The 18,991-nt window shown below is 72.6% G+C and carries 15 protein-coding genes; 5 read left to right on the plus strand and 10 right to left on the minus strand.

The genetic code is table 11. From position 1 onward, the window contains the following. Window positions 1-219: 219 nt before the first annotated feature. The 7 genes from ACFZB9_RS15255 to ACFZB9_RS15285 all read right to left on the minus strand — a co-directional run bounded on the left by ACFZB9_RS15255 (window position 220) and on the right by ACFZB9_RS15285 (window position 9,706). Window positions 220-1,422: an acyl-CoA dehydrogenase family protein gene (locus ACFZB9_RS15255; protein ID WP_391447207.1), complete on the minus strand. Its 1,203-nt coding sequence runs from the start codon at window positions 1,420-1,422 to the stop codon at window positions 220-222. Window positions 1,423-1,565: 143 nt separating this feature from the next. Beyond that, window positions 1,566-2,069: a MaoC family dehydratase gene (locus ACFZB9_RS15260; protein WP_391447208.1), complete on the minus strand. Its 504-nt coding sequence runs from the start codon at window positions 2,067-2,069 to the stop codon at window positions 1,566-1,568. Window positions 2,070-2,085: 16 nt separating this feature from the next. Beyond that, on the minus strand, window positions 2,086-3,108 hold the full coding sequence (locus tag ACFZB9_RS15265) for an HpcH/HpaI aldolase/citrate lyase family protein (protein ID WP_391447210.1): 1,023 nt from the start codon (window positions 3,106-3,108) through the stop codon (window positions 2,086-2,088). Then, the gene (locus ACFZB9_RS15270; RefSeq protein ID WP_391447212.1) at window positions 3,105-5,147 is read right to left on the minus strand and encodes a protein meaA; all 2,043 of its coding nucleotides are present in this window, start codon (window positions 5,145-5,147) and stop codon (window positions 3,105-3,107) included. The genes ACFZB9_RS15265 and ACFZB9_RS15270 overlap by 4 nt, the downstream gene beginning before the upstream one ends. Continuing rightward, on the minus strand, window positions 5,147-6,484 hold the full coding sequence (gene ccrA, locus ACFZB9_RS15275) for a crotonyl-CoA carboxylase/reductase (RefSeq protein WP_391447214.1): 1,338 nt from the start codon (window positions 6,482-6,484) through the stop codon (window positions 5,147-5,149). Before ccrA ends, ACFZB9_RS15270 begins: the two co-directional genes overlap by 1 nt. 319 nt (window positions 6,485-6,803) lie before the next feature. Then, entirely contained in the window at window positions 6,804-7,706 is a 903-nt protein-coding gene (locus tag ACFZB9_RS15280; RefSeq protein ID WP_391447215.1) for a TetR family transcriptional regulator, read from the minus strand. Window positions 7,707-7,897: 191 nt separating this feature from the next. Next, window positions 7,898-9,706 (minus strand): 3-hydroxyacyl-CoA dehydrogenase family protein, encoded by a 1,809-nt coding sequence (locus ACFZB9_RS15285; RefSeq protein WP_391447217.1) that lies wholly within the window; start codon window positions 9,704-9,706, stop codon window positions 7,898-7,900. A 565-nt stretch (window positions 9,707-10,271) separates the two neighbouring features. On the opposite strand from ACFZB9_RS15285, the gene ACFZB9_RS15290 reads away from it, so the two are divergent. After that, a complete protein-coding gene (locus tag ACFZB9_RS15290) occupies window positions 10,272-11,777 on the plus strand; it encodes a glutamine synthetase (RefSeq protein WP_391447218.1) in 1,506 nt (501 codons plus the stop codon). Window positions 11,778-11,831: 54 nt separating this feature from the next. On the opposite strand, the gene ACFZB9_RS15295 is transcribed toward ACFZB9_RS15290, so the two are convergent. After that, window positions 11,832-12,161: an ArsR/SmtB family transcription factor gene (locus ACFZB9_RS15295; protein ID WP_391447219.1), complete on the minus strand. Its 330-nt coding sequence runs from the start codon at window positions 12,159-12,161 to the stop codon at window positions 11,832-11,834. Between the two features lie 82 nt (window positions 12,162-12,243). Then, window positions 12,244-13,038, minus strand: coding sequence for a hypothetical protein (locus ACFZB9_RS15300; RefSeq protein WP_391447220.1), 795 nt, complete (start codon window positions 13,036-13,038; stop codon window positions 12,244-12,246). Window positions 13,039-13,394: 356 nt separating this feature from the next. Between ACFZB9_RS15300 and ACFZB9_RS15305 the strand changes: the two genes are divergently transcribed. Next, window positions 13,395-14,327, plus strand: coding sequence for a hypothetical protein (locus ACFZB9_RS15305; RefSeq protein WP_391447222.1), 933 nt, complete (start codon window positions 13,395-13,397; stop codon window positions 14,325-14,327). Window positions 14,328-14,346: 19 nt separating this feature from the next. On the opposite strand, the gene ACFZB9_RS15310 is transcribed toward ACFZB9_RS15305, so the two are convergent. Continuing rightward, window positions 14,347-15,228 (minus strand): HipA family kinase, encoded by an 882-nt coding sequence (locus tag ACFZB9_RS15310; protein ID WP_391447223.1) that lies wholly within the window; start codon window positions 15,226-15,228, stop codon window positions 14,347-14,349. Window positions 15,229-15,288: 60 nt separating this feature from the next. On the opposite strand from ACFZB9_RS15310, the gene ACFZB9_RS15315 reads away from it, so the two are divergent. From ACFZB9_RS15315 to ACFZB9_RS15325, 3 genes are all read left to right on the plus strand, one after another. Continuing rightward, window positions 15,289-15,729, plus strand: a complete 441-nt coding sequence (locus ACFZB9_RS15315) for an SRPBCC family protein (RefSeq protein WP_391447225.1) — start codon at window positions 15,289-15,291, stop codon at window positions 15,727-15,729. A gap of 183 nt (window positions 15,730-15,912) precedes the next feature. Further along, window positions 15,913-17,040, plus strand: a complete 1,128-nt coding sequence (locus tag ACFZB9_RS15320) for a glycosyltransferase family 4 protein (RefSeq protein ID WP_391447227.1) — start codon at window positions 15,913-15,915, stop codon at window positions 17,038-17,040. Between the two features lie 438 nt (window positions 17,041-17,478). Beyond that, on the plus strand, window positions 17,479-18,987 hold the full coding sequence (locus tag ACFZB9_RS15325) for an exopolysaccharide biosynthesis polyprenyl glycosylphosphotransferase (protein WP_391447229.1): 1,509 nt from the start codon (window positions 17,479-17,481) through the stop codon (window positions 18,985-18,987). Window positions 18,988-18,991: the final 4 nt, after the last annotated feature.

The following is an 18,991-nucleotide window of genomic DNA, read 5'->3' on the forward strand; positions in this document are numbered from 1 at the left end:
GGACAGCTGCTGTCCCGGTGGATGCTATCGGGAGCAGGTGGTAGGTGGGCAACCCGCCTGCTCGTTCAACTGTCTCCTACCGTGCCGGAGCACACGCGCTATGTATACGACCGTAGCGGCCCGGTGGTCGGTTCCCAAGAGACCGTCAAGATCCGTGAATCATCTCTCAGCCCTGCGGGTGGGCCCCGGGACAGCGGCGGCCCACCCTGCGGGTGGCCGCTACTCGGCGAGCTTGTACTCCTCCAGCAGGCGGCGGCCGACGATCATCTTCTGGATCTCCGCGGTGCCCTCGCCGATCAGCAGCATCGGCGCCTCGCGGTACAGGCGCTCGATCTCGTACTCCTTGGAGAAGCCGTAACCGCCGTGGATCCGGAAGGAGTCCTCGACGACCTCCTTGCAGTACTCGGACGCAAGGTACTTGGCCATGCCCGCCTCAAGGTCGTTGCGCTCGCCGCTGTCCTTCTTGCGGGCGGCCATCACCATCATCTGGTGCGCGGCCTCGACCTTGGTGGCCATTTCGGCCAGCTTGAACTGGATCGCCTGGTGCTCGGAGATCTTCTTGCCGAAGGTGGAGCGCTGCTGGGCGTAGGAGATGCCGAGCTCGAAGGCGCGCCGGGCCACGCCGCAGCCGCGCGCGGCCACGTTCACCCGGCCGACCTCGACGCCGTCCATCATCTGGTAGAAGCCCTTGCCGGGGACGCCGCCGAGGATCCGGTTGGCCGGAATTCGTACGTCCTGGAGCACCAGCTCGGTGGTGTCGACGCCCTTGTAGCCCATCTTCTCGATCTTGCCGGGCACGGTGAGACCCGGGACGGTCGGGTTCGGGCCGAAGCCGGGCGTCTTCTCGATCAGGAAGGTGGTCATGTTGCGGTAGGGGGTGTCGGCGCCCTCGTCCGTCTTGCAGAGCACCGCGACCAGGGTGGAGGTGCCGCCGTTGGTCAGCCACATCTTCTGGCCGTTGAGGACGTAGAACTCCCCGTCCTTGACGCCCTTGGTGCTGATCGCCGAGACGTCCGAGCCCAGGCCCGGCTCGGACATCGAGAAGGCGCCGCGGATCTCGCCGGCGGCCATCCTGGGCAGGAAGTACTCCTTCTGCTCCTGGGTGCCGTGGGCGTTGATCATGTGGGCCACGATGAAGTGGGTGTTGACGATGCCGGAGACCGACATCCAGCCACGGGCGATCTCCTCGACCACCAGGGCGTAGGTGAGCAGCGACTCGCCGAGGCCGCCGAACTCCTCGGGGATGGTCAGGCCGAACAGGCCCAGCTGCTTCATCCCCTCCACGATCGCGGCGGGGTACTCGTCCTTGTGCTCCAGCTCGGTGGCGACCGGGATGATCTCCTTGTCGACAAAGTCCCGCACGGTGGCGAGGATGTCCCGCTGGATCTCGGTGAGGCCGTCGGTCTGTGCGAGGCGTCCCATCGTGCGGCTCCGAATGCTCTGGGGGTGATGACTCAGGGGGGAGGGGTCGGGGGCTCCGCGAAGCGTGACGTCCGCGGAGCCCCCTGGACCGGCCAGGGACCGATGACGGCGGCCCCTGACCGGGGGCATGGTGGTGCGGCGGGTCAGGCCGAGGGGGTCGGGCGGCCGGGCTGCTCGCCGCCGCGCGCCGCGGTGTAGGTGGCGGTCGGCACCATCACCTTGCGGCGGAAGACGCAGACGACGGTGCCGTCCTGCTTGTAGCCCTTGGTCTCGACGTAGACGATGCCGCGGTCGTCCTTGGACTTGGACGGCCACTTGTCCAGCACCGTGGTCTCGCCGTACAGGGTGTCGCCGTGGAAGGTCGGCGCGATGTGCCGCAGCGACTCGATCTCCAGGTTGGCGATCGCCTTGCCCGAGACGTCCGGGACGGACATGCCGAGCAGCAGCGAGTAGATGTAGTTGCCGACGACGACGTTCTTACCGAAGTCCGTCGTCTTCTCCGCATAGTTGGTGTCCATGTGGAGGGGGTGGTGGTTCATGGTCAGCAGGCAGAAGAGGTGATCGTCGTACTCGGTGACGGTCTTCCCGGGCCAGTGCTTGTAGACCGCGCCGACCTCGAACTCCTCGTAGGTGCGTCCGAACTGCATCGTGGATCCCCCTTCCTCAGGCCTGCGCCGAGACGGGCGCCTCGAACTTGCTGGTGCGCTCCATGCCCGCCGCGCGGCCCTTGCCGGAGATCACCAGCGCCATCTTGCGGCTGGCCTCGTCGATCATCTCGTCGCCGAGCATCGCCGAGCCCTTGAAGCCGCCGGCCTCCGAGGTGCACCAGTCGTAGGCGTCCAGGATCAGCTCGGCGTGGTCGTAGTCCTCCTGGGAGGGCGAGTAGATCTCGTTCGCCGCGGCGACCTGGTCCGGGTGCAGCACCCACTTGCCGTCGAAGCCCAGCGCGGCGGACCGCCCTGCCACCTCGCGGTAGCCCTCGCCGTTGCGGATCTGGAGGTAGGGGCCGTCGATCGCCTGTAGGTCGTTGGCGCGGGCGGCCATCAGGATGCGCATCAGGATGTAGTGGTAGGCGTCGGCGTTGTAGCCGGGCGGCTGCTCGCCGACCACCAGGGACTTCATGTTGATCGAGGCCATGAAGTCGGCCGGGCCGAAGATGATGGTCTCCAGGCGCGGCGAGGCGGTGGCGATCGCGTCGACGTTGATCAGGCCCTTGGCGTTCTCGATCTGCGCCTCGATGCCGATCCTGCCGACCTCGAAGCCCATCGTCTTCTCGATCTGGGTGAGCAGCAGGTCCAGCGCCTTGACCTGCTCGGCGTCCTGCACCTTGGGCAGCATGATGCAGTCCAGGTTCGGGCCCGCGCCCTCGACCACGGTGATCACGTCGCGATAGGTCCAGTGCGTGGTCCAGTCGTTGACCCGGACGACCTTGGTCTTCTTGCCCCAGTCACCGTTGTTCAGCGCGTCCACGATGCTGTGCCGGGCGCTCTCCTTGACCAGCGGGGCGCAGGCGTCCTCCAGGTCGAGGAAGACCTGGTCGGCGGGCAGGCCCTGGGCCTTCTCCAGGAAACGCGGGTTGCTGCCGGGGACGGCGAGGCAGGAGCGGCGCGGGCGCAGGCGGTTGGGGGCGGCGGCGGAGCCGCTCGAAAGAAGGGTGGCGGCGGGCGACGGGTGGGCAGTGGTCATGAGGCGAGGGTCTCTTCCTTGGTCGGGGCCAGGTGGTTGGCCAGGCGGATCTCGTCGACGATCCGGCCGATGATGGTGGTGATGCCGAAGTCCTTCGGGGTGAACACGGCGGCGACGCCGGCGGCCTTGAGGGCCTCACCGTCCGCTGCCGGGATGATGCCACCCACGATCACCGGCACATCCTCCACCCCGGCCCGGCGCAACCGCCGCAGCACGTCGGGGACCAGCTCGGCGTGTGCGCCGGAGAGGATCGACAGGCCCACGCAGTGCACGTCCTCGGCCACCGCGGCCGCCACGATCTGCTCGGGGGTCAGCCGGATGCCCTGGTAGACCACCTCGAAGCCGGCGTCCCGGGCGCGCACCGCGATCTGCTCGGCGCCGTTGGAGTGCCCGTCCAGGCCGGGCTTGCCGACCAGCAGGCGCAGCTTGGCGGTGCCCAGCTCGGCCGCCGTGGCGGCGACCGCCGCGCGCACCGCCGCCAGCTCGCCGCCGGGCTCGGCCGGCACCGCGACCGGCGCGCCGCCGACCCCGGTGGGGGCCCGGTACTCGCCGAAGACCTCGCGCAGCGCGAAGGCCCACTCGCCGGTGGTCACCCCGGCCCGCACGCAGTCCAGGGTGGCGGCCATCAGGTTGCGCTCGGTGCGGGCGACCGCCTTGAGCTCGGCCAGCGCGCGCTGCACCGCCGCGTCGTCGCGGTTGGCCTTCCAGGTCGCGAGGCTGTCCAGCACGCCCTGTTCGGCGGCCGGGTCGACCACCATGATCGCGGCGTCCAGGTCGGCGGTGAGCGGGTTCTCCTCGGTGGTGTCGAAGCAGTTCACCCCGATGATCTTGTCCTCGCCGCTCTCGATCCGGGCCCGGCGCTCGGCGTGCGAGGCGACCAGCGCGGACTTCAGGTAGCCGGACTCGACGGCCGGGATGATGCCCTCCCGCCCCTGACTGCTGCCCATGGCCAGCACCTTGGCGATCTCCGCCTCGGCACCGGCCAGCAGTTCGGCGGTCTTCGCCTCGACCACGTGCGAGCCGGCGAACAGGTCGTCGTACTCCAGCAGGTCCGACTCGTAGGCCAGCACCTGCTGGATCCGCAGCGACCACTGCTGGTCCCAGGGCCGGGGCAGGCCCAGCGCCTCGTTCCAGGCGGGCAGCTGGACGGCGCGGGCGCGCGCGTCCTTGGAGAGCGTGACGCCCAGCATCTCCAGCACGATCCGCTGGACGTTGTTCTCCGGCTGCGCCTCGGTCAGACCGAGCGAGTTGACCTGCACGCCGTAGCGGAACCGGCGCTGCTTGGGGTCCTGGATGCCGTAGCGCTCCAGGGTGACCTTCTCCCAGAGCCGGCCGAAGGCCCGCAGCTTGCACATCTCCTCGACGAACCGCACGCCCGCGTTGACGAAGAAGGAGATCCGGCCGACCACCTCGCCCATCCGCTCCTGGGGCACCTGGCCGCTGTCGCGCACCGCGTCCAGGACGGTGATCGCGGTGCACATCGCGAAGGCGATCTCCTGCACCGGGGTGGCCCCGGCCTCCTGCAGGTGGTAGCTGCAGATGTTGATCGGGTTCCACTTGGGGATCCCGGCCACCGTGAAGGCGATCATGTCGGTGATCAGCCGGATGGACGGCCCGGGCGGGAAGACGTGCGTCCCGCGCGACAGGTACTCCTTGACGATGTCGTTCTGGGTGGTGCCGGTGAGCTTGGTGATGTCCGCGCCCTGCTCCTCGGCGACCACCTGGTAGAGCGCCAACAGCCACATCGCGGTGGCGTTGATGGTCATCGAGGTGTTGGTGCGCTCCAGCGGGATGCCGTCGAAGAGCGCGCGCATGTCGCCGATGTGGCCCACCGGGACGCCGACCCGGCCGACCTCGCCGCGGGCCAGCACGTGGTCCGAGTCGTAGCCGGTCTGGGTGGGCAGGTCGAAGGCGACCGAGAGGCCGGTCTGGCCCTTGGCCAGGTTGCGCCGGTAGAGCGCGTTGGAGTCCGCGGCCGTGGAGTGGCCCGCGTAGGTGCGCATCAGCCAGGGCCGGTCACGGTTCTGACGGTCCGTCATCAGATGTCCCTGAACCGATTGATCGCCGGCAGGTGCTTGGCGCGCAGCTCGTGGTCGCGGACGCCCAGGCCCTCTTCGGGGGCCAGGCAGAGCACGCCGACCTTGCCCTGGTGCTTGTTGTGGTGGACGTCGAGGGCCGCCTGGCCGGTCTCCTCCAGGGAGTAGACCTTGGAGACGGTGGGGTGGATCTTGCCCTTGGCGATGAGGCGGTTGGCCTCCCAGGCTTCGCGGTAGTTGGCGAAGTGCGAGCCGACGATCTTCTTGAGCGACATCCACAGGTAGCGGTTGTCGTACTGGTGCATGAAGCCGGAGGTGGAGGCGCAGGTGACGATGGTGCCGCCCTTGCGGGTGACGTAGACGCTGGCGCCGAAGGTCTCGCGGCCCGGGTGCTCGAAGACGATGTCGACGTCCTCGCCGCCGGTCAGCTCGCGGATCCGTCCGCCCAGGCGCTTCCACTCGCGCGGGTCCTGGGTGTTCTCGTCCTTCCAGAACTTGTAGCCCTCGGCGCTGCGGTCGATGATCGCCTCGGCGCCCATGGCGCGGCAGATCTCGGCCTTCTGCGGGCTGGAGACCACGCAGATCGGGGTGGCGCCGCCGGCCAGTGCGTACTGGGTGGCGTAGGAGCCGAGGCCGCCGCTGGCGCCCCAGATGAGCACGTTGTCGCCCTGCTTCATGCCGGCGCCGTTGCGGCTGACCAGCTGGCGGTAGGCGGTGGAGTTGACCAGGCCGGGGGAGGCGGCCTCCTCCCAGGTGAGGTGTGCGGGCTTGGGCATCAGCTGGTTGGTCTTGACCAGGGCCAGGTGGGCCAGGCCGCCGAAGTTCGTCTCGAAGCCCCAGATCCGCTGCTCGGGGTCCATCATCGTGTCGTCGTGGCCGTCGGGGCTCTCCAGCTCGACGGAGAGGCAGTGGGCGACGACCTCGTCGCCCGGCTTCCAGGCGTTGACGCCGGCGCCGGTGCGCAGGACCACGCCGGCCAGGTCGGAGCCGACCACGTGGTGGGGCAGGTCGTGGCGCTTGGTCAGTGGGGACAGGCGGCCGTAGCGCTCCAGGAAGCCGAAGGTGGAGACCGGCTCGAAGATCGAGGACCAGACGGTGTTGTAGTTGACGGCGCTGGCCATCACGGCCACCAGGGCCTCGCCCGGGCCCAGTTCGGGCACCGCGACGTCTTCGAGGTGGAGCGAGCGGCGCGGGTCCTTGTCCCGGCTCTCCAGCCCGGCGAACATCTGCTCCTCGTCCTTGTGGAGCGTCACCGCCCGGTAGGACTCGGGCAGTTTCAGCGCGGCGAAGTCCGCCGCCACGCTGTCGGCGCTGAGGATCGCGTCGAGGATTTCCTTCATGGCTGCCTCCGAAGGCGTACCTGTGAGGGCGCACAGGGCGTCTGGGGGAGCCGGGAGCGGACACCGGCTTCGCTGGGGGTCTTGGACGGACGGGCTAGCCCCCGGGGTGTGGGGACGCCGGACGGCGGCGCGCCGAGGTGGGGAGCCGCGGCGCCGCGACTGGTGAGTAACAAGCTACTGGCACCCTGTGCCACTCGTAAAGACACTGGGTGCCATGATTTTTGAGCCCGCCGTGACCGTGTTCCGGTCTGTTCCGAGGCAGCGGAAAGGCCCACCCCGAGCCTCGGGATGGGCCTTATGACCTGCGGTTATCCAGTGCTCAGCGGCTGAGCGCGGCCTTGATGCTGTCCAGTACCTGCTCCAGCGGAGCGTCTGTCCTGGCCACTGTGATGACCACCTCACCGCCCGGGGTGGCACTGAGGGCACTCGCGGCCATCGGTTCCCGTACGGTCTCGGCACCCCCGGTGGCACCGGGTGCCACAACCGTGCCGCGGCGGCGCACCCCGCGTGGCGCGGTGGCCCAGAAGGTCCCCCGGATCACCTCGAAGGAGTGGTCCAGCTGCGCCTCCACGTCCCCGTGGCCGCCGGCCCGCAGCCAGCGGCGCAGCACGTGGTTGTGGGCCGCGACCACGGCCGCCGCCGAGACCTCGGCGAGCATCGAGTCGTCGTCCCCGCCGTGCTGCCAGCCCGGCGGGATCGCCGCGCCCTGCGCACCCGTCCCCACCGCAGCGTCGAACCGCCCGAGCAGGTACCGCGTGAACAGCCGCTCGTAGCGGGCCACCACCGCGATCTCCCGCTCGCGCAGCGCCGGCACCTGGCGGATCAGCTGATAGCGCGCCACCGAGACACCGGGGGTGGCCGCGTACATGTGCAGCACCTCCTTGATGCCACGGCAGACCACGTCCAGCGGGTGCTCCTCGGGCTCGGCGCTGGCCAGCAGGTCGGCCACCCGGACCAGGGTGTCGTCGTGGTCCGGGAAGATCGCCTCCTCCTTGGAGCGGAAGTAGCGGAAGAACGTGCGCCGGGCCACCCCCGCGGCGGCCGCGATCTGGTCGACCGTGGTCTCCTCGTACCCCTGGGTGGCGAACAGCTCCATCGCGGCCGCCGCCAGGTCCTGGCGCATCTGCTGGCGCTGGGCGGCGGCCCGGCGGTTGCCAGGGGCGTGTTCGGCGACCGCGGTGGTGCGCCCGATCCGCTCGGTGGCTGACTGTTCCGCATCCATGGCTGGAACGCTACACGCCTGGGGGAGCGCTCCTGGCGCCGTCGGCTGCACCGGGCGCCGCACCGGAGCGGCCGCCGGGGTCACCGCGGGACGGGGCCAGCGGGTCGCGACGGCTGCCTCGTCCCAGACCGGGCGCAGCGAGCGCGGGGGGCCGGGGCGGGTGGGCTCCTGGCCGCCGCCCTGGGTGCCGGTCATCGGCGCGCGTGGTCGCGGAAGCCACGGCCCGTCTTGCGGCCCAGGCAGCCGGCCGCCACCAGGTGCTCCAGCAGCGGCGCCGCGGCCAGCCCCGGCTCGCGGAACTCCTGGTGCAGCACCCGCTCGATGGTCAGCGAGACGTCCAGGCCCACCACGTCGAGCAGTTCGAAGGGTCCCATCGGGTAGCCGCAGCCCAGCTTCATCGCGGTGTCGATGTCGTCCACCGTCGCGTAGTGCTCCTCCAGCATCCGCACCGCGTCGTTCAAGTAGGGGAAGAGCAGCGCGTTGACGATGAAGCCCGCCCGGTCGCCGCACTCCACCGGGTGCTTGCGGACCCTGGCGCAGACCTCCAGCACGGTCGCGGTGACCTCGGGGGCGGTCAGCACCGTGGAGACCACCTCGACCAGCTTCATCGCGGGCGCCGGGTTGAAGAAGTGCATCCCGACCACGTCGCGCGGCCGCTCGGTGGCGGTGGCGCAACTGATCACCGGCAGGCTGGAGGTGGTGGTGGCCAGCACGGCGTCCGGCCGGCAGATCTTGTCCAGGGTGGCGAACAGCTCGCGCTTGACGGCCAGGTCCTCGGCCACCGCCTCCAGCACCAGGTCCGCCTCGGCCAGGCCGGTCAGCTGCGCGACCGGCGTCACCAGGGCGAGCGCCGCCTCGCGCTGCTCCTCGGTGATCCGGCCCTTCTCCACCGAGCGGGCCAGCGAGCGGGCCAGCTGGGACTTGGCCCGGTCCGCCTTCTCCTGGCTGCGGGCGACCAGGGTGACCTGGTAGCCGGCCTTGGCGAAGACCTCGGCGATGCCGGTGGCCATCGTCCCGGAACCGCAGACGCCGACCCGCTCGACCGGGCGCCCGGCGACCTTCGCGACGGCGCCCGCACCCGCCTCGGCCACCACCCTGGAGGAGCCGGGCGCCTCGTAGGTGTAGAAGCCGCGACCGGTCTTGCGGCCGAGCAGACCGGCCGCGACCAGCTGCCCCAGGATCGGGGCCGGGGCGTGCAGCCGGTCCCTGGACTGCTCGTACATCGCCTCCAGCACGGTGCGGGCGGTGTCCACGCCGATCAGGTCGAGCAGCGCGAGCGGGCCCATCGGCAGGCCGCAGCCGAGCCGCATCGCCGCGTCGATGTCCTCCCGGGTGGCGTACCTGGACTCGTACATCGCCGCCGCCTGGTTGAGGTAGGCGAAGAGCAGCCCGTTCACCACGAAACCGGCCCGGTCGCCGGCGGCCACCGGCTCCTTGCCCAGCGAGCGGGCGAACCCGGCCGCCTCCTCGGCCACCTGGCCGGAGGTCAGCACGGTGCGGACCACCTCGACCAGCTTCATCGCGTGCACCGGGTTGAAGAAGTGCAGCCCGAGCACCCGGTCCGGGCGGGCGGTGGCGGCGGCGATCCGGGTGACCGAGAGCGAGGTGGTGCCGGTGGCCAGCACCGTGTGCGGCGGGCAGATCCGGTCCAGCTCGGCGAACAGGTCGCGCTTGAGCTCCAGTTGCTCGGGGATCTCCTCGATCACCAGGTCGGCCGCGGCGGCGGCGTCCAGCCGCGCGCCGACGCTGATCAGCGCGAGCAGCGCGGTGCGCTCCTCGGCGGTGAGCCGTTCGCGCTCCACGGCGTGGGCGGTGGCGGACTCGATCCGGGTCAGCGCCAGGGCGGCGTCGGCGGCGTCGGCCTCGATGCCGATCACCTGGCGGCCGGTGCGGGCGATCGCCACGGCGACCCCGGCGCCCATGGTGCCCAGGCCCACCACCGCGACGGTGGGGAAGGGCTGCGCGGTGGTGCTGCTGCTGGCAGAGTCGGGAGCCTGCATTGTTTGCTGGTCCTTTCGGGAGGCCCGACCGGGACTGCCGAGGCGGCGGCCGGGAACGGGCGAGGCAGCCCGTGGGCGCAGGGCGCCGCACCGGGGCGTTGGCTGAACGGGCGCAGGCGTGCGGGGACGGCGCACTGGCGGCTTCCGCCGCGACGGCTGCGTGGGTGGCGCACGGTTCGGCGCACCGAGGGGTGGCGCGCGGTTCGGCGCGCCTGGGCGTCAACGGGGGTGAGGTGCGGCTCCCGGGCCGGGCCGGTCCGCTCCGGCCGTACCGCGAGATCTCCGCAGGCCAGCACGGCCCCTGGGATCAGGCGGCTCGGCTGGTGAATGACGCAGAAGTGGCACCCGCCGCCGGCGTGACCCGCGGTGGCCCGCCGGTGCGGCTCCCGAAGCCCGGCGGTGGTGCGTGCGGTCACTGTAGCGAAGTTGCCGGGACGCCGGAAGGGGTCCGCCGAGCCCGGTGCGGGTGATCACCGTCGCATCCGACGGACCGTCAGCTTCCGGAAGGCAGAACCACTCCTGCGGGTAATGGCCGGGCGCCGAACCGCGCGACACCATGGGTCGTATGGGCACCACCACGGCTGAGCAGGCCGAATCCCACCAGGGCGATTCCCGCCGGGCCGAATCCCACAGTCGCGGGGCGGCCCGGGGTGGCGAGCAGGCCGGCCCGTTCACCGAGGCCCCGCCGCGCGGCGACGAACCGCTCACCGCCGAGCTGCGGGCCGAGCGGGCCGCCCAGGGGCGGGTGGCGGCCGCCCGCCTCGCCGCCGAGGGGGTCGAGGGCGTGATCCTCAGCTGGGTGGACAACGCCGGCCTGACCCGGGTGAAGACCGTCCCGGTCCGTCGTCTCGAACAGGCCGCCGCCTGGGGCGTCGGCGCCGCTCCCTCCTTCGACGTCTTCCTGGTGGACGACTCGATCACCACCAGCCGCCACATCGGCGGCCCGGTCGGCGACCTGCGGCTGATCCCGGACCTGGCCCGGCTGACCCGGCTGGCCGCCCAGCCCGGCTGGGCCTGGGCCCCCGCCGACCGGTACGCCCAGGACGGCAGCGTGCACCCCGGCTGCCAGCGCCGCTTCGCCCAGCGGATGATCCGCTCGGCCCACCTGCGCGGCCTCGACCTGTGCGCCGGGATCGAGATCGAGTGGGTGGCGGCGCTGGACGCCGCCCCCGAGCAGCCGCCGGTCTACCCCACCCACGGCCCCGCCTACGGCCTGCACCGTCTGGTCGACCTCTCCGACTACCTGCGCGACCTGCTGCACGCCTTCGACGAGCAGGGCCTGTCCGTGCTGCAGCTCCACCCCGAGTACGCCCCCGGCCAGTTCGAGCTCTCACTGGCCCCGCAGGGCCCGCTGGGCGCGGCCGACACCACCGTGCTCGCCCGCCAGACCATCCGCGCGGTGGGCCGGCGGCACGGCCTGCGCACCTCCTACGCCCCTGCCGTCGAGCCCGGCGGCGTGGGCAACGGCGGCCACCTGCACCTCTCGCTCTGGCGCGAGGGGCGCAACCTCGCCCAGGGCGGCCCCGGGCCCTACGGGCTCACCGGCGAGGCCGAGTCCTTCCTGGCCGGCGTGCTGGCCGAGCTCCCCGCGTTGCTCGCCCTCGGCGCGCCCAGCCCCGCCAGCTACCTACGGCTGCTCCCGCAGCGCTGGGCCGGCGCCTTCCAGTGCTGGGGCCTGGAGAACCGCGAGGCCGCACTCCGCCTGATCCCCGGCCCGCCCGGCGAGGGCGCGGGCAGCGCCAACGCCGAGTTCAAGTGCTTCGACGCCGCCGCCAACCCGTATCTCCTGCTCGGCGCCGTCCTCGCCGCCGGCCTCACCGGAGTGGACGCCCGCCGGGCCCTGCCCACCGAGACCCCCGACGACCCGGCGCTGCTGCCGGAGGGCGAAGTCCCGCGGCTGCCCGCCACCCTGACCGACGCACTGGCCGAATACCGCACCTCGGGCGTGCTGCGCGAGGCCATGGGCGATCCGCTCTACGAGGCGGTGCTGGCGGTGCGGCTGGGCGAGATCGACCTCTTCGCCGACCACAGCCCGGAAGAGTTGGCCGCAGCCACCCGCTGGCGCTACTGACCTCAACTACTCGACGACGTGGGCGCCTTGTCCTGCAGGAGGAAGTCGACCACGTCAGGCGCAGACCGCGTCGTCGGAGCCCATCGCGCTCAGCACGGCGTCGAGCAGCCCGGGGTAGCGGGCGTCGAGGTCCTCGCGGCGCAGCGAGAGCAGGTGCTCCCGTCCGGCGGGCCGCTGTCGGATGACCCCGCTCTCGCGCAGCACCCGCCAGTGGTGCGTCATGGTCGACTTCGACGGCACGCTCAGGGTGCGCAGCACGCTGCTGCAGTTGTGCTCACCGGTGCCGTCGAGCAACCGGATCACGGCGAGTCGCAGGGGACTGCCCAGGGCCGACAGGACGCTGTCGATCCGGATCTGATCGCGCTCTGGATGGTGCAGGGTCATGTCACCACGGTACCGCGCGGCTCGAACTACGCTGTCCCGCCTTCGACTTCCGGCGTCAGAGAGCTCAGCAGTGGCAGCGGGCTCAGCAGTGGCAGAGGAGCTGCACGAGCAGCGCGTCCTCGGGCAGCCCGCGCAGGTAGGCGTCGGCAAGCCGCCAGTACGCGGCGCCCTCCGACTCGCCCGGGCGAACCTCGCCCAGTGGACGCGCGTTCCACTGGTCGGCCCACTGGCCGTCGAGGGTCAGCAGCGCGGCGGTGGGCACCGCGACCGCCGCCGCCCGCTCGACGTACTCCTGCTCGCTGCCGGAGAAGAGCGCGACGGGGTCGTGCATTACGAAGCTGTTCGGGTAGTGCTCGTCGCCGCCGGTGACCGCGTACTGGGCCAGCGCTTGCACCAGGGGCTGGGCCAGGTGCTCGCGCTTGGCCCGCTCCAGGTCGGGGGAGGCGGCGTCCGGGTCCACCCCGTAGCGGGCGAGGAACGCGGAACGGGGCTCGGCCGGTGGATGCCGGGCGGCGAACCGGGCCCACACCGCCCAGGTGGCCGCCGCGTCCGCCGCGCTGATGTCCCGCATGCCGTCCAGGTCCAGCAGCCCGCGCGGACCGCCGTCGCACCGCAGCGAACCACGCGGCCGGGGTTCGCCGTTCGGCCGCACGGCCTGGTGGATCAGCCGCGGGTCCCCGTCGTGCTCGGGGAGCACCACCAGGTTGTCGTAGCTCGATATCTGCCACCCGTCCCACTCGCCCTGGGGGTTGAACCCGTCCCCATCGGTGGTCGGATCGACGTTCATGTCGAAGGGACGCATCGCGGCCGCGATCGCCGCCAGCGGATCGTCCTGCGCGGCAGCCGGCAACGTGACGGTCGCCCGGAACTTCGCCATACATCCCCCATGGTCACCTGGCTTCGGAGCAGGTCAGCAGCCTACGGGATGATCGGCCGGCGCCGCCGGTGCGCTTGGGGCAGTAGCTGTACCTACTGGTATGTATGGCTCCGGGGATGGATTCGTCGAAGACGTCCTCGAAGCTCTCACCGGCGCCCGGCTGGGCGAGACCCACGGCCGGCGGCGCGGCTACGTGCTCGGACTCGCCGTCCTCACGCTGTCCTCGCCCGCCTGCGGCCTCGCGCCCGGCGCCGGGTGCCCGGCGCCGGGCCCGGTGGCTCCGGAGAACCCGGCTCCCCCGGCGGAAGGCCGTTTCGCTCTCGGCCGTGGGACGGGCGGCGGCTTACGGTCGGGCCATGGCCTGGATCAACGACACCGTGATCGGTAACGCCGCGCGCTTCATCTGGACCTCCGGGCGGGTGCTCGAACAGCGCCGCTTCGCCTTCCTCTTCGGTGAGTTCGGCGACGCATCCGCTCCCGACCCCGGCGGCGTGGTCGCCGCCCTGGATGCCTACCGCAGCGCGGACGGCGGCTACGCCTTCGGGCTGGACCCGGACGTCCGGGGCCCGGCCGCCCAGCCGATCACCGTGCCCGCCGCGCTGCGGGTGCTCGCGGAGACCGGTGCGCTGGACGGCGAGCGCGGACGGCGGATCTGCGACTGGCTGGCGCGGCGCGCCGGCCCGGACGGCGGGGTGCCGGCGGTGCTGCCCAGCCTGCGCTCCTACCCGCACCCGCCCTGGCTGGCGGTCGGCGACAACCCGCCCGGCGACCTGTTCGGCACCGGCCTGAGCGCCGGCCCGCTGCTCCGCGCCGGGATCGAGCACCCCTGGCTGACGGCGGCCACCGCCTTCTGCCGCGCCGCCGTCGAACGGCTGGACCGGACGCACCCGTACGAGGCCGAGGCCGCCCTCGCCTTCCTGGACGGGACGCCGGACCGGGCCTGGGCCGAGCAGCAGGCCGAGCGGCTGGGAGCCCTGGTCCGCGAGCAGCGGATCGTGCTGCTCGACCCGGACCGGCCCGAGCAGGCGGTGCTCTCGCCCGGCTACGCGCCGGGCGAGTTCCACCTGCCGCACCATTACGCGCCGCGGCCGGACAGCCTGGCCCGCGCCTGGTTCAGCGACGAGGAGTTCGACCGCAGCCTGCGCCAGCTGGCCGACAGCCAGCAGGAGGACGGCGGCTGGCCGATCACCTGGGCGCAGTGGGCCGCCACCACGCAGCTGGAGGCCCGCCCGGGAGTGACCCTCGCGGCGCTGCTCACCCTGCGCGCCTACGACCGCGCGGCTGCCTGACGTACCCCGCGCGGGGTGCTCAGCGCTCCCCGTGCAGGTCGGGCACCTGCTGCAGCCAGGCGGGCCGCCCGGCCTGGGCGCGCCGGGCGCGGGCGGCCTCGGCGTGGCGCAGCTGCTCCTCGGTGGCGAATTCGCGCGGCAGCCAGTGCGCGGAGGCCGCCGCCCGGGCCGCCAGGTGCCGGACGTACGCCTCGCGCAGCTCGGCCGCGTCCGCGAAGCCGTCCTCCTCGGGGGTCAGCCACTCCTCGGGCACCAGCGCCAGGACCTCGCGCAGCAGCTCCTCGGTCACCAGGGGCGCGAGTTCGGCGTCGGCGGCGGGCAGGTCGGGGGAGTAGCCGCCGAGCGCGTGGCCGCTGAGGTCGTAGGCGCGCTCGACCGCGGCGTCGGCGGCGGACCAGCGGTGGTGGAAGACCAGCGCGGCGCCGTTGTCGATCAGCCAGAGCCGCTGGTGCCAGACCATGAGGTTGGGGTTGGCACGGGTGCGGTCGACGTTGGCCGTCAGCGCGTCCAGCCAGACCACCCGTCCGGCCTCCAGCGGATCCACCGAGGGCAGCGCGGGCGCGGCGGCCTTGAAGTCGCGGGCCCCGGGCAGGTAGTCCATGCCCAGGTTGAGGCCGGTGGAGGCGCGCAGCAGGTCCTGGATCTCGGTGTCCGGCTCGTGTTCGGCGACCGCCGGGTCGAAGTCGACCAGTGCCAGCTCCGGCACCCGCAGGCCCAGCCGCCTGGCCAGTTCGCCGACGATCACCTCGGCCACCAGCGCCTTGTGGCCCTGTGCGGCGCCGGTGAACTTGACCACGTAGGTGCCCAGGTCGTCGGTCTCGACGATGCCTGGCACCGAGCCGCCGGCGCGCAGCGGGGCGAGGTAGTGCAGGGCGGTCACCCGGGTCAGCTGTGAGGGCACCCGGCCAGCCTAAGCTGTGGCCCGACGCGCACCACCACGCCCACCGAAGGAGCACCACCCATGGCCCAGGTCCACGCCCGCACCGAGCGGACCTACTCCGCCACCCCCGAGCAGGTGTACGAGGCGATCGCCGACTACACCACCGTCCGGCCGACCCTGCTGCCCGCGCAGTACAGCGAGTACGAGGTCCGGGCCGGCGGCATCGGCGCGGGCACCCAGGTGCACTGGAAGCTGCAGGCCACCGAGAAGCGGATCCGCGACTGCCTCTTCACCGTCAGCGCCCCCGCGGCCGGCACCCTGGTGGAGAAGGACGCCAACTCCTCGATGGTGATCACCTGGACCGTCTCCGGCGCCGGCACCGGGCAGACCACCGTGGCGATCGAGACCACCTGGCAGGGCGCCGGCGGCATCGGCGGCTTCTTCGAGCGCACCTTCGCGCCCAAGGGCCTGAACCGGATCCACGACGAGGTGCTCGGCCGGCTTGCCGACCACCTGAAGTAAGGGCCTGCCCGCCCGAAGTGAGCAGCCCACCGGCCCACCGGCGGCCGGAGATCCGAACAACGCGGACACCCGTACGACCCGCCCGCCCGTACGAGTGGACCGCGCCCCCGGGGGAGTGACGGCAGGCGGTCCGCCGCGCCGCGCCACCCTAGGCTCGCGGCCGTGCATCTGACGATCCTTCACGTGTCCCAGCCCGTCGACGGCGGCGTGGCCCAGGTGGTCACCGACCTGGTGCGCGGGCAGCGGGCGGCCGGCCACCGGGTGCTGCTGGCCTGCCCGCCCGGCGGCCGGCTGGCCGCCGGGGCCACGGCGGCGGGCGCCGAGCCGCTGGAGTGGCCGGCCCGCCGGTCGCCGGGTGCGAGCGTGCCGGCCGAGACCGCCAGGCTGCGCCGACTGGTCCGCACGGCCGCGCCCGACCTGGTCCACCTGCACAGCGCCAAGGCGGGCCTGGCCGGGCGCCTGGCGCTGCGCGGCCGGCTGCCCACCGTGTTCCAGCCGCACGCCTGGTCCTTCGCCGCCGCCACCGGCGCGCTTGCCACCGCCAGTACCCGCTGGGAGCGGTACGCGACCCGCTGGGCCACCAGCGTGCTCTGCGTCAGCGAGCAGGAGAGGCTGGACGGTGAGGCAGCCGGGATCAGCGCGCCGTTCGCGGTGGTGCCCAACGGGGTGGACCTCGGCCACCACACACCGGCCGAACGCCGGGCCGCGCGGCTCTCGTTGGGCTTGGACCTGTCCGATCCGCTGGCGGTCTGCGTGGGGCGGCTGTGCCGGCAGAAGGGCCAGGACCTGCTGCTCGCCTGCTGGCCCGCGGTGCTGCGCCGGGTGCCGAACGCCCGGCTGGCACTGGTCGGCGGCGGTCCGGACGCGCAGGCGCTGGCCGCGCAGGCCCGGGCGCTGCCGGAGCCCTACCGGGTCCAGCTGGCGGGCGAGGTGCTCGACCCGCGGCCCTGGCTGGCGGCGGCCGACCTGGTGGTGCTGCCCTCGCGCTGGGAGGGCATGGCGCTGGCGCCGCTGGAGGCGATGGCGATGGCCCGCCCGGTGCTGGTGGCGGAGGTGCCCGGCGCGCGCGAGCAACTGCCGCCGGAGCAGCGGGAGACCGGGCTGATCCCGGTGCAGGACCCGGCGGCGCTGACCAATGCGCTGGCCGAGGCGCTGTCCGATCCGCTGGAGTGCGCCCGCCGGGGGGCGGCCGCCCGGGAGTGGGTGGCGGCCCGGCACGACGTGCGCACGATGGTCGCGCGCGTGTCGGATCTCTATCAGAAGTCGATCAGCGGAGGCCAGTCGACTCCCCGTGTCCCCGCGCGGATCTGATCGTTTCTCAGGCAGTGAAAAGCAGGCCGTTCCGATCGGGTACGGACGCGTTATTTCCGCTTGGTGGCTCTTCTCGCCCTTTTCGGACAGGCGTGCCCAACAGCCCGTACGGGTGTGCGCGTTGCCCCGGGTGGCCCTCGCCGCTCACCCTTTCTGGTCGCGCCCAGCGATCAAATCGGAAATTCCTATTAATGGGCGGGTGGAATGACATGGCAAGTCAGCTTCCGGAAATGTAGCAGACATTCGGTAATGTCTGATTTTGCCTGCTCCGTTCCAATTGTGCGAGAACCTTGACCGCCCAGGTGGTCGAGAACCTTCACCGCTCACGCGGCAGCAGGTGCTACCCGGACCGCGCCCACGGAACCGGGCTCCGCGGTGCCGGGCACCCGGTGCCGGGATCCGCCACCAAGGGCACACAGCAGGGGAGTTCGTGCGCTGATGACCATTGACCACGAGAGCGTGCCGCGGCCTGGGCGAGTCGCGGCCGACAGCCGGCGGCTGGCGACCGAGCTGCTGGAGCGGCCGAGCCGGCCCTCGCAGTCCCGGGCGGCGACCCAGCTGGGCCGCCACCGCCGGGGCCTGCGCTCCGCGGTGGCGCTGCCCGCCGCGCTGTTCGTGGTCGACGTGCTGGCCTGCTGCGCGAGCGCGGTCGGTTGCACCGCCGAATCCGGCTACCCGATGAGCACCGCCACCGCCCTGCTGCCGGTCCTGCTGCCGCTCAACCTGGCCGGCGGCCTCTACCGCACCAGGATGACCCCCTCCGTCCTGGACGAACTGCCCGCGCTGATCGGCCGCGCGGCGGTCGCGCTCGCCTTCGCCGTCACCCTCTCCGGCTGCCTGCCCGGCGCCTGGCCGTCCTGCGGCCCGCTGGGCTGGGCCCGGCTGCTCGCCCTGCTCACCGCGCTGGCCACGCTGGCCGCGCTCGGCCGCGGGATGGTCTACGGCCTGCTGCGCCGCCTGCACCGGCGCCGCCCGGTGCCCGTGCTGGTGCTCGGCGCGGGTGCGCTGGGCCAGCGGGTGACGGCGGCGCTGCGCGAGCGCCCGGAGTACGGGATGCGCCCGATCGGCTATCTGGACCCGGACCCGGTGCTGCTGCCCGGCGACTCCCCGGTGCCGGTGCTGGGCGGCCGTGAGGCGCTGGAGCGCGAGGTGCGCCGCAACGGCGTGGTGCGGCTGATCGCCACCGCCGGCGCCACCGACGAGGCGGAGACGGCCGGCACGATGCGCGACGCGATCCGGCTCGGCTGCCAGGTCTGGCTGGTCCCGGCGCTGCGCGAGCACGCCGCACCGGGCGCCGGTGCCCGGGCGCTGCCCGACCACCTGTGGGGCTACCCCTGCCTGCGGCTGTCGCGCCCGCCGCGCCGTCGGCCCGGCTGGCTGGTCAAGCGGGCCGTGGACATCGCCGCCGCCGCCCTCGGGCTGATCGCCATCTCCCCGGTGCTGGCCGCCTGCGCGCTGGCCGTGCGCTTCGACACCGGCCCCGGCGTGCTCTTCCGCCAGCAGCGCACCGGCGTGGACGGCCGGGTCTTCACCCTGCTCAAGTTCCGCACCCTGCGCCCGGCCGACGAGCACGAGTCGGCCACCCACTGGAACATCTCCCAGGACCACCGGATGAGCGCGGTCGGCCGGCTGCTGCGCCGCAGTTCGCTGGACGAACTGCCGCAGCTGTGGAACGTGCTGCGCGGGGACATGACCCTGGTGGGCCCGCGCCCCGAGCGCCCGTACTTCGTGATGCGGTTCAGCCAGGCCTACCCGGAGTACGCCGACCGGCACCGGGTCCCGGTCGGACTGACCGGCCTGGCCCAGGTCAACGGGCTGCGCGGGGACACCTCGATCGAGGACCGGGCCCGCTTCGACAACCGCTACATCGAGAGCTGGAGCCTCTGGCAGGACGTCAAGGTCCTGCTGCGCACCGCCGCGCTGATGCTCCGCCCGGACGGGAGCTGACCAT

Source organism: Kitasatospora sp. NPDC008050 (assembly GCF_042957465.1).
Taxonomy (GTDB): Bacteria; Actinomycetota; Actinomycetes; order Streptomycetales; family Streptomycetaceae; genus Kitasatospora.

Coding starts and splice junctions, on each gene's coding strand:
- ACFZB9_RS15255 (WP_391447207.1), bottom strand. CDS start 1,422: ATGGGACGCCTCGCACAGACCGACGGCCTCACCGAGATCCAGCGGGAC.
- ACFZB9_RS15260 (WP_391447208.1), bottom strand. CDS start 2,069: ATGCAGTTCGGACGCACCTACGAGGAGTTCGAGGTCGGCGCGGTCTAC.
- ACFZB9_RS15265 (WP_391447210.1), bottom strand. CDS start 3,108: ATGACCACTGCCCACCCGTCGCCCGCCGCCACCCTTCTTTCGAGCGGC.
- ACFZB9_RS15270 (WP_391447212.1), bottom strand. CDS start 5,147: ATGACGGACCGTCAGAACCGTGACCGGCCCTGGCTGATGCGCACCTAC.
- ccrA (WP_391447214.1), bottom strand. CDS start 6,484: ATGAAGGAAATCCTCGACGCGATCCTCAGCGCCGACAGCGTGGCGGCG.
- ACFZB9_RS15280 (WP_391447215.1), bottom strand. CDS start 7,706: ATGGATGCGGAACAGTCAGCCACCGAGCGGATCGGGCGCACCACCGCG.
- ACFZB9_RS15285 (WP_391447217.1), bottom strand. CDS start 9,706: ATGCAGGCTCCCGACTCTGCCAGCAGCAGCACCACCGCGCAGCCCTTC.
- ACFZB9_RS15290 (WP_391447218.1), top strand. CDS start 10,272: ATGGGCACCACCACGGCTGAGCAGGCCGAATCCCACCAGGGCGATTCC.
- ACFZB9_RS15295 (WP_391447219.1), bottom strand. CDS start 12,161: ATGACCCTGCACCATCCAGAGCGCGATCAGATCCGGATCGACAGCGTC.
- ACFZB9_RS15300 (WP_391447220.1), bottom strand. CDS start 13,038: ATGGCGAAGTTCCGGGCGACCGTCACGTTGCCGGCTGCCGCGCAGGAC.
- ACFZB9_RS15305 (WP_391447222.1), top strand. CDS start 13,395: ATGGCCTGGATCAACGACACCGTGATCGGTAACGCCGCGCGCTTCATC.
- ACFZB9_RS15315 (WP_391447225.1), top strand. CDS start 15,289: ATGGCCCAGGTCCACGCCCGCACCGAGCGGACCTACTCCGCCACCCCC.
- ACFZB9_RS15325 (WP_391447229.1), top strand. CDS start 17,479: ATGACCATTGACCACGAGAGCGTGCCGCGGCCTGGGCGAGTCGCGGCC.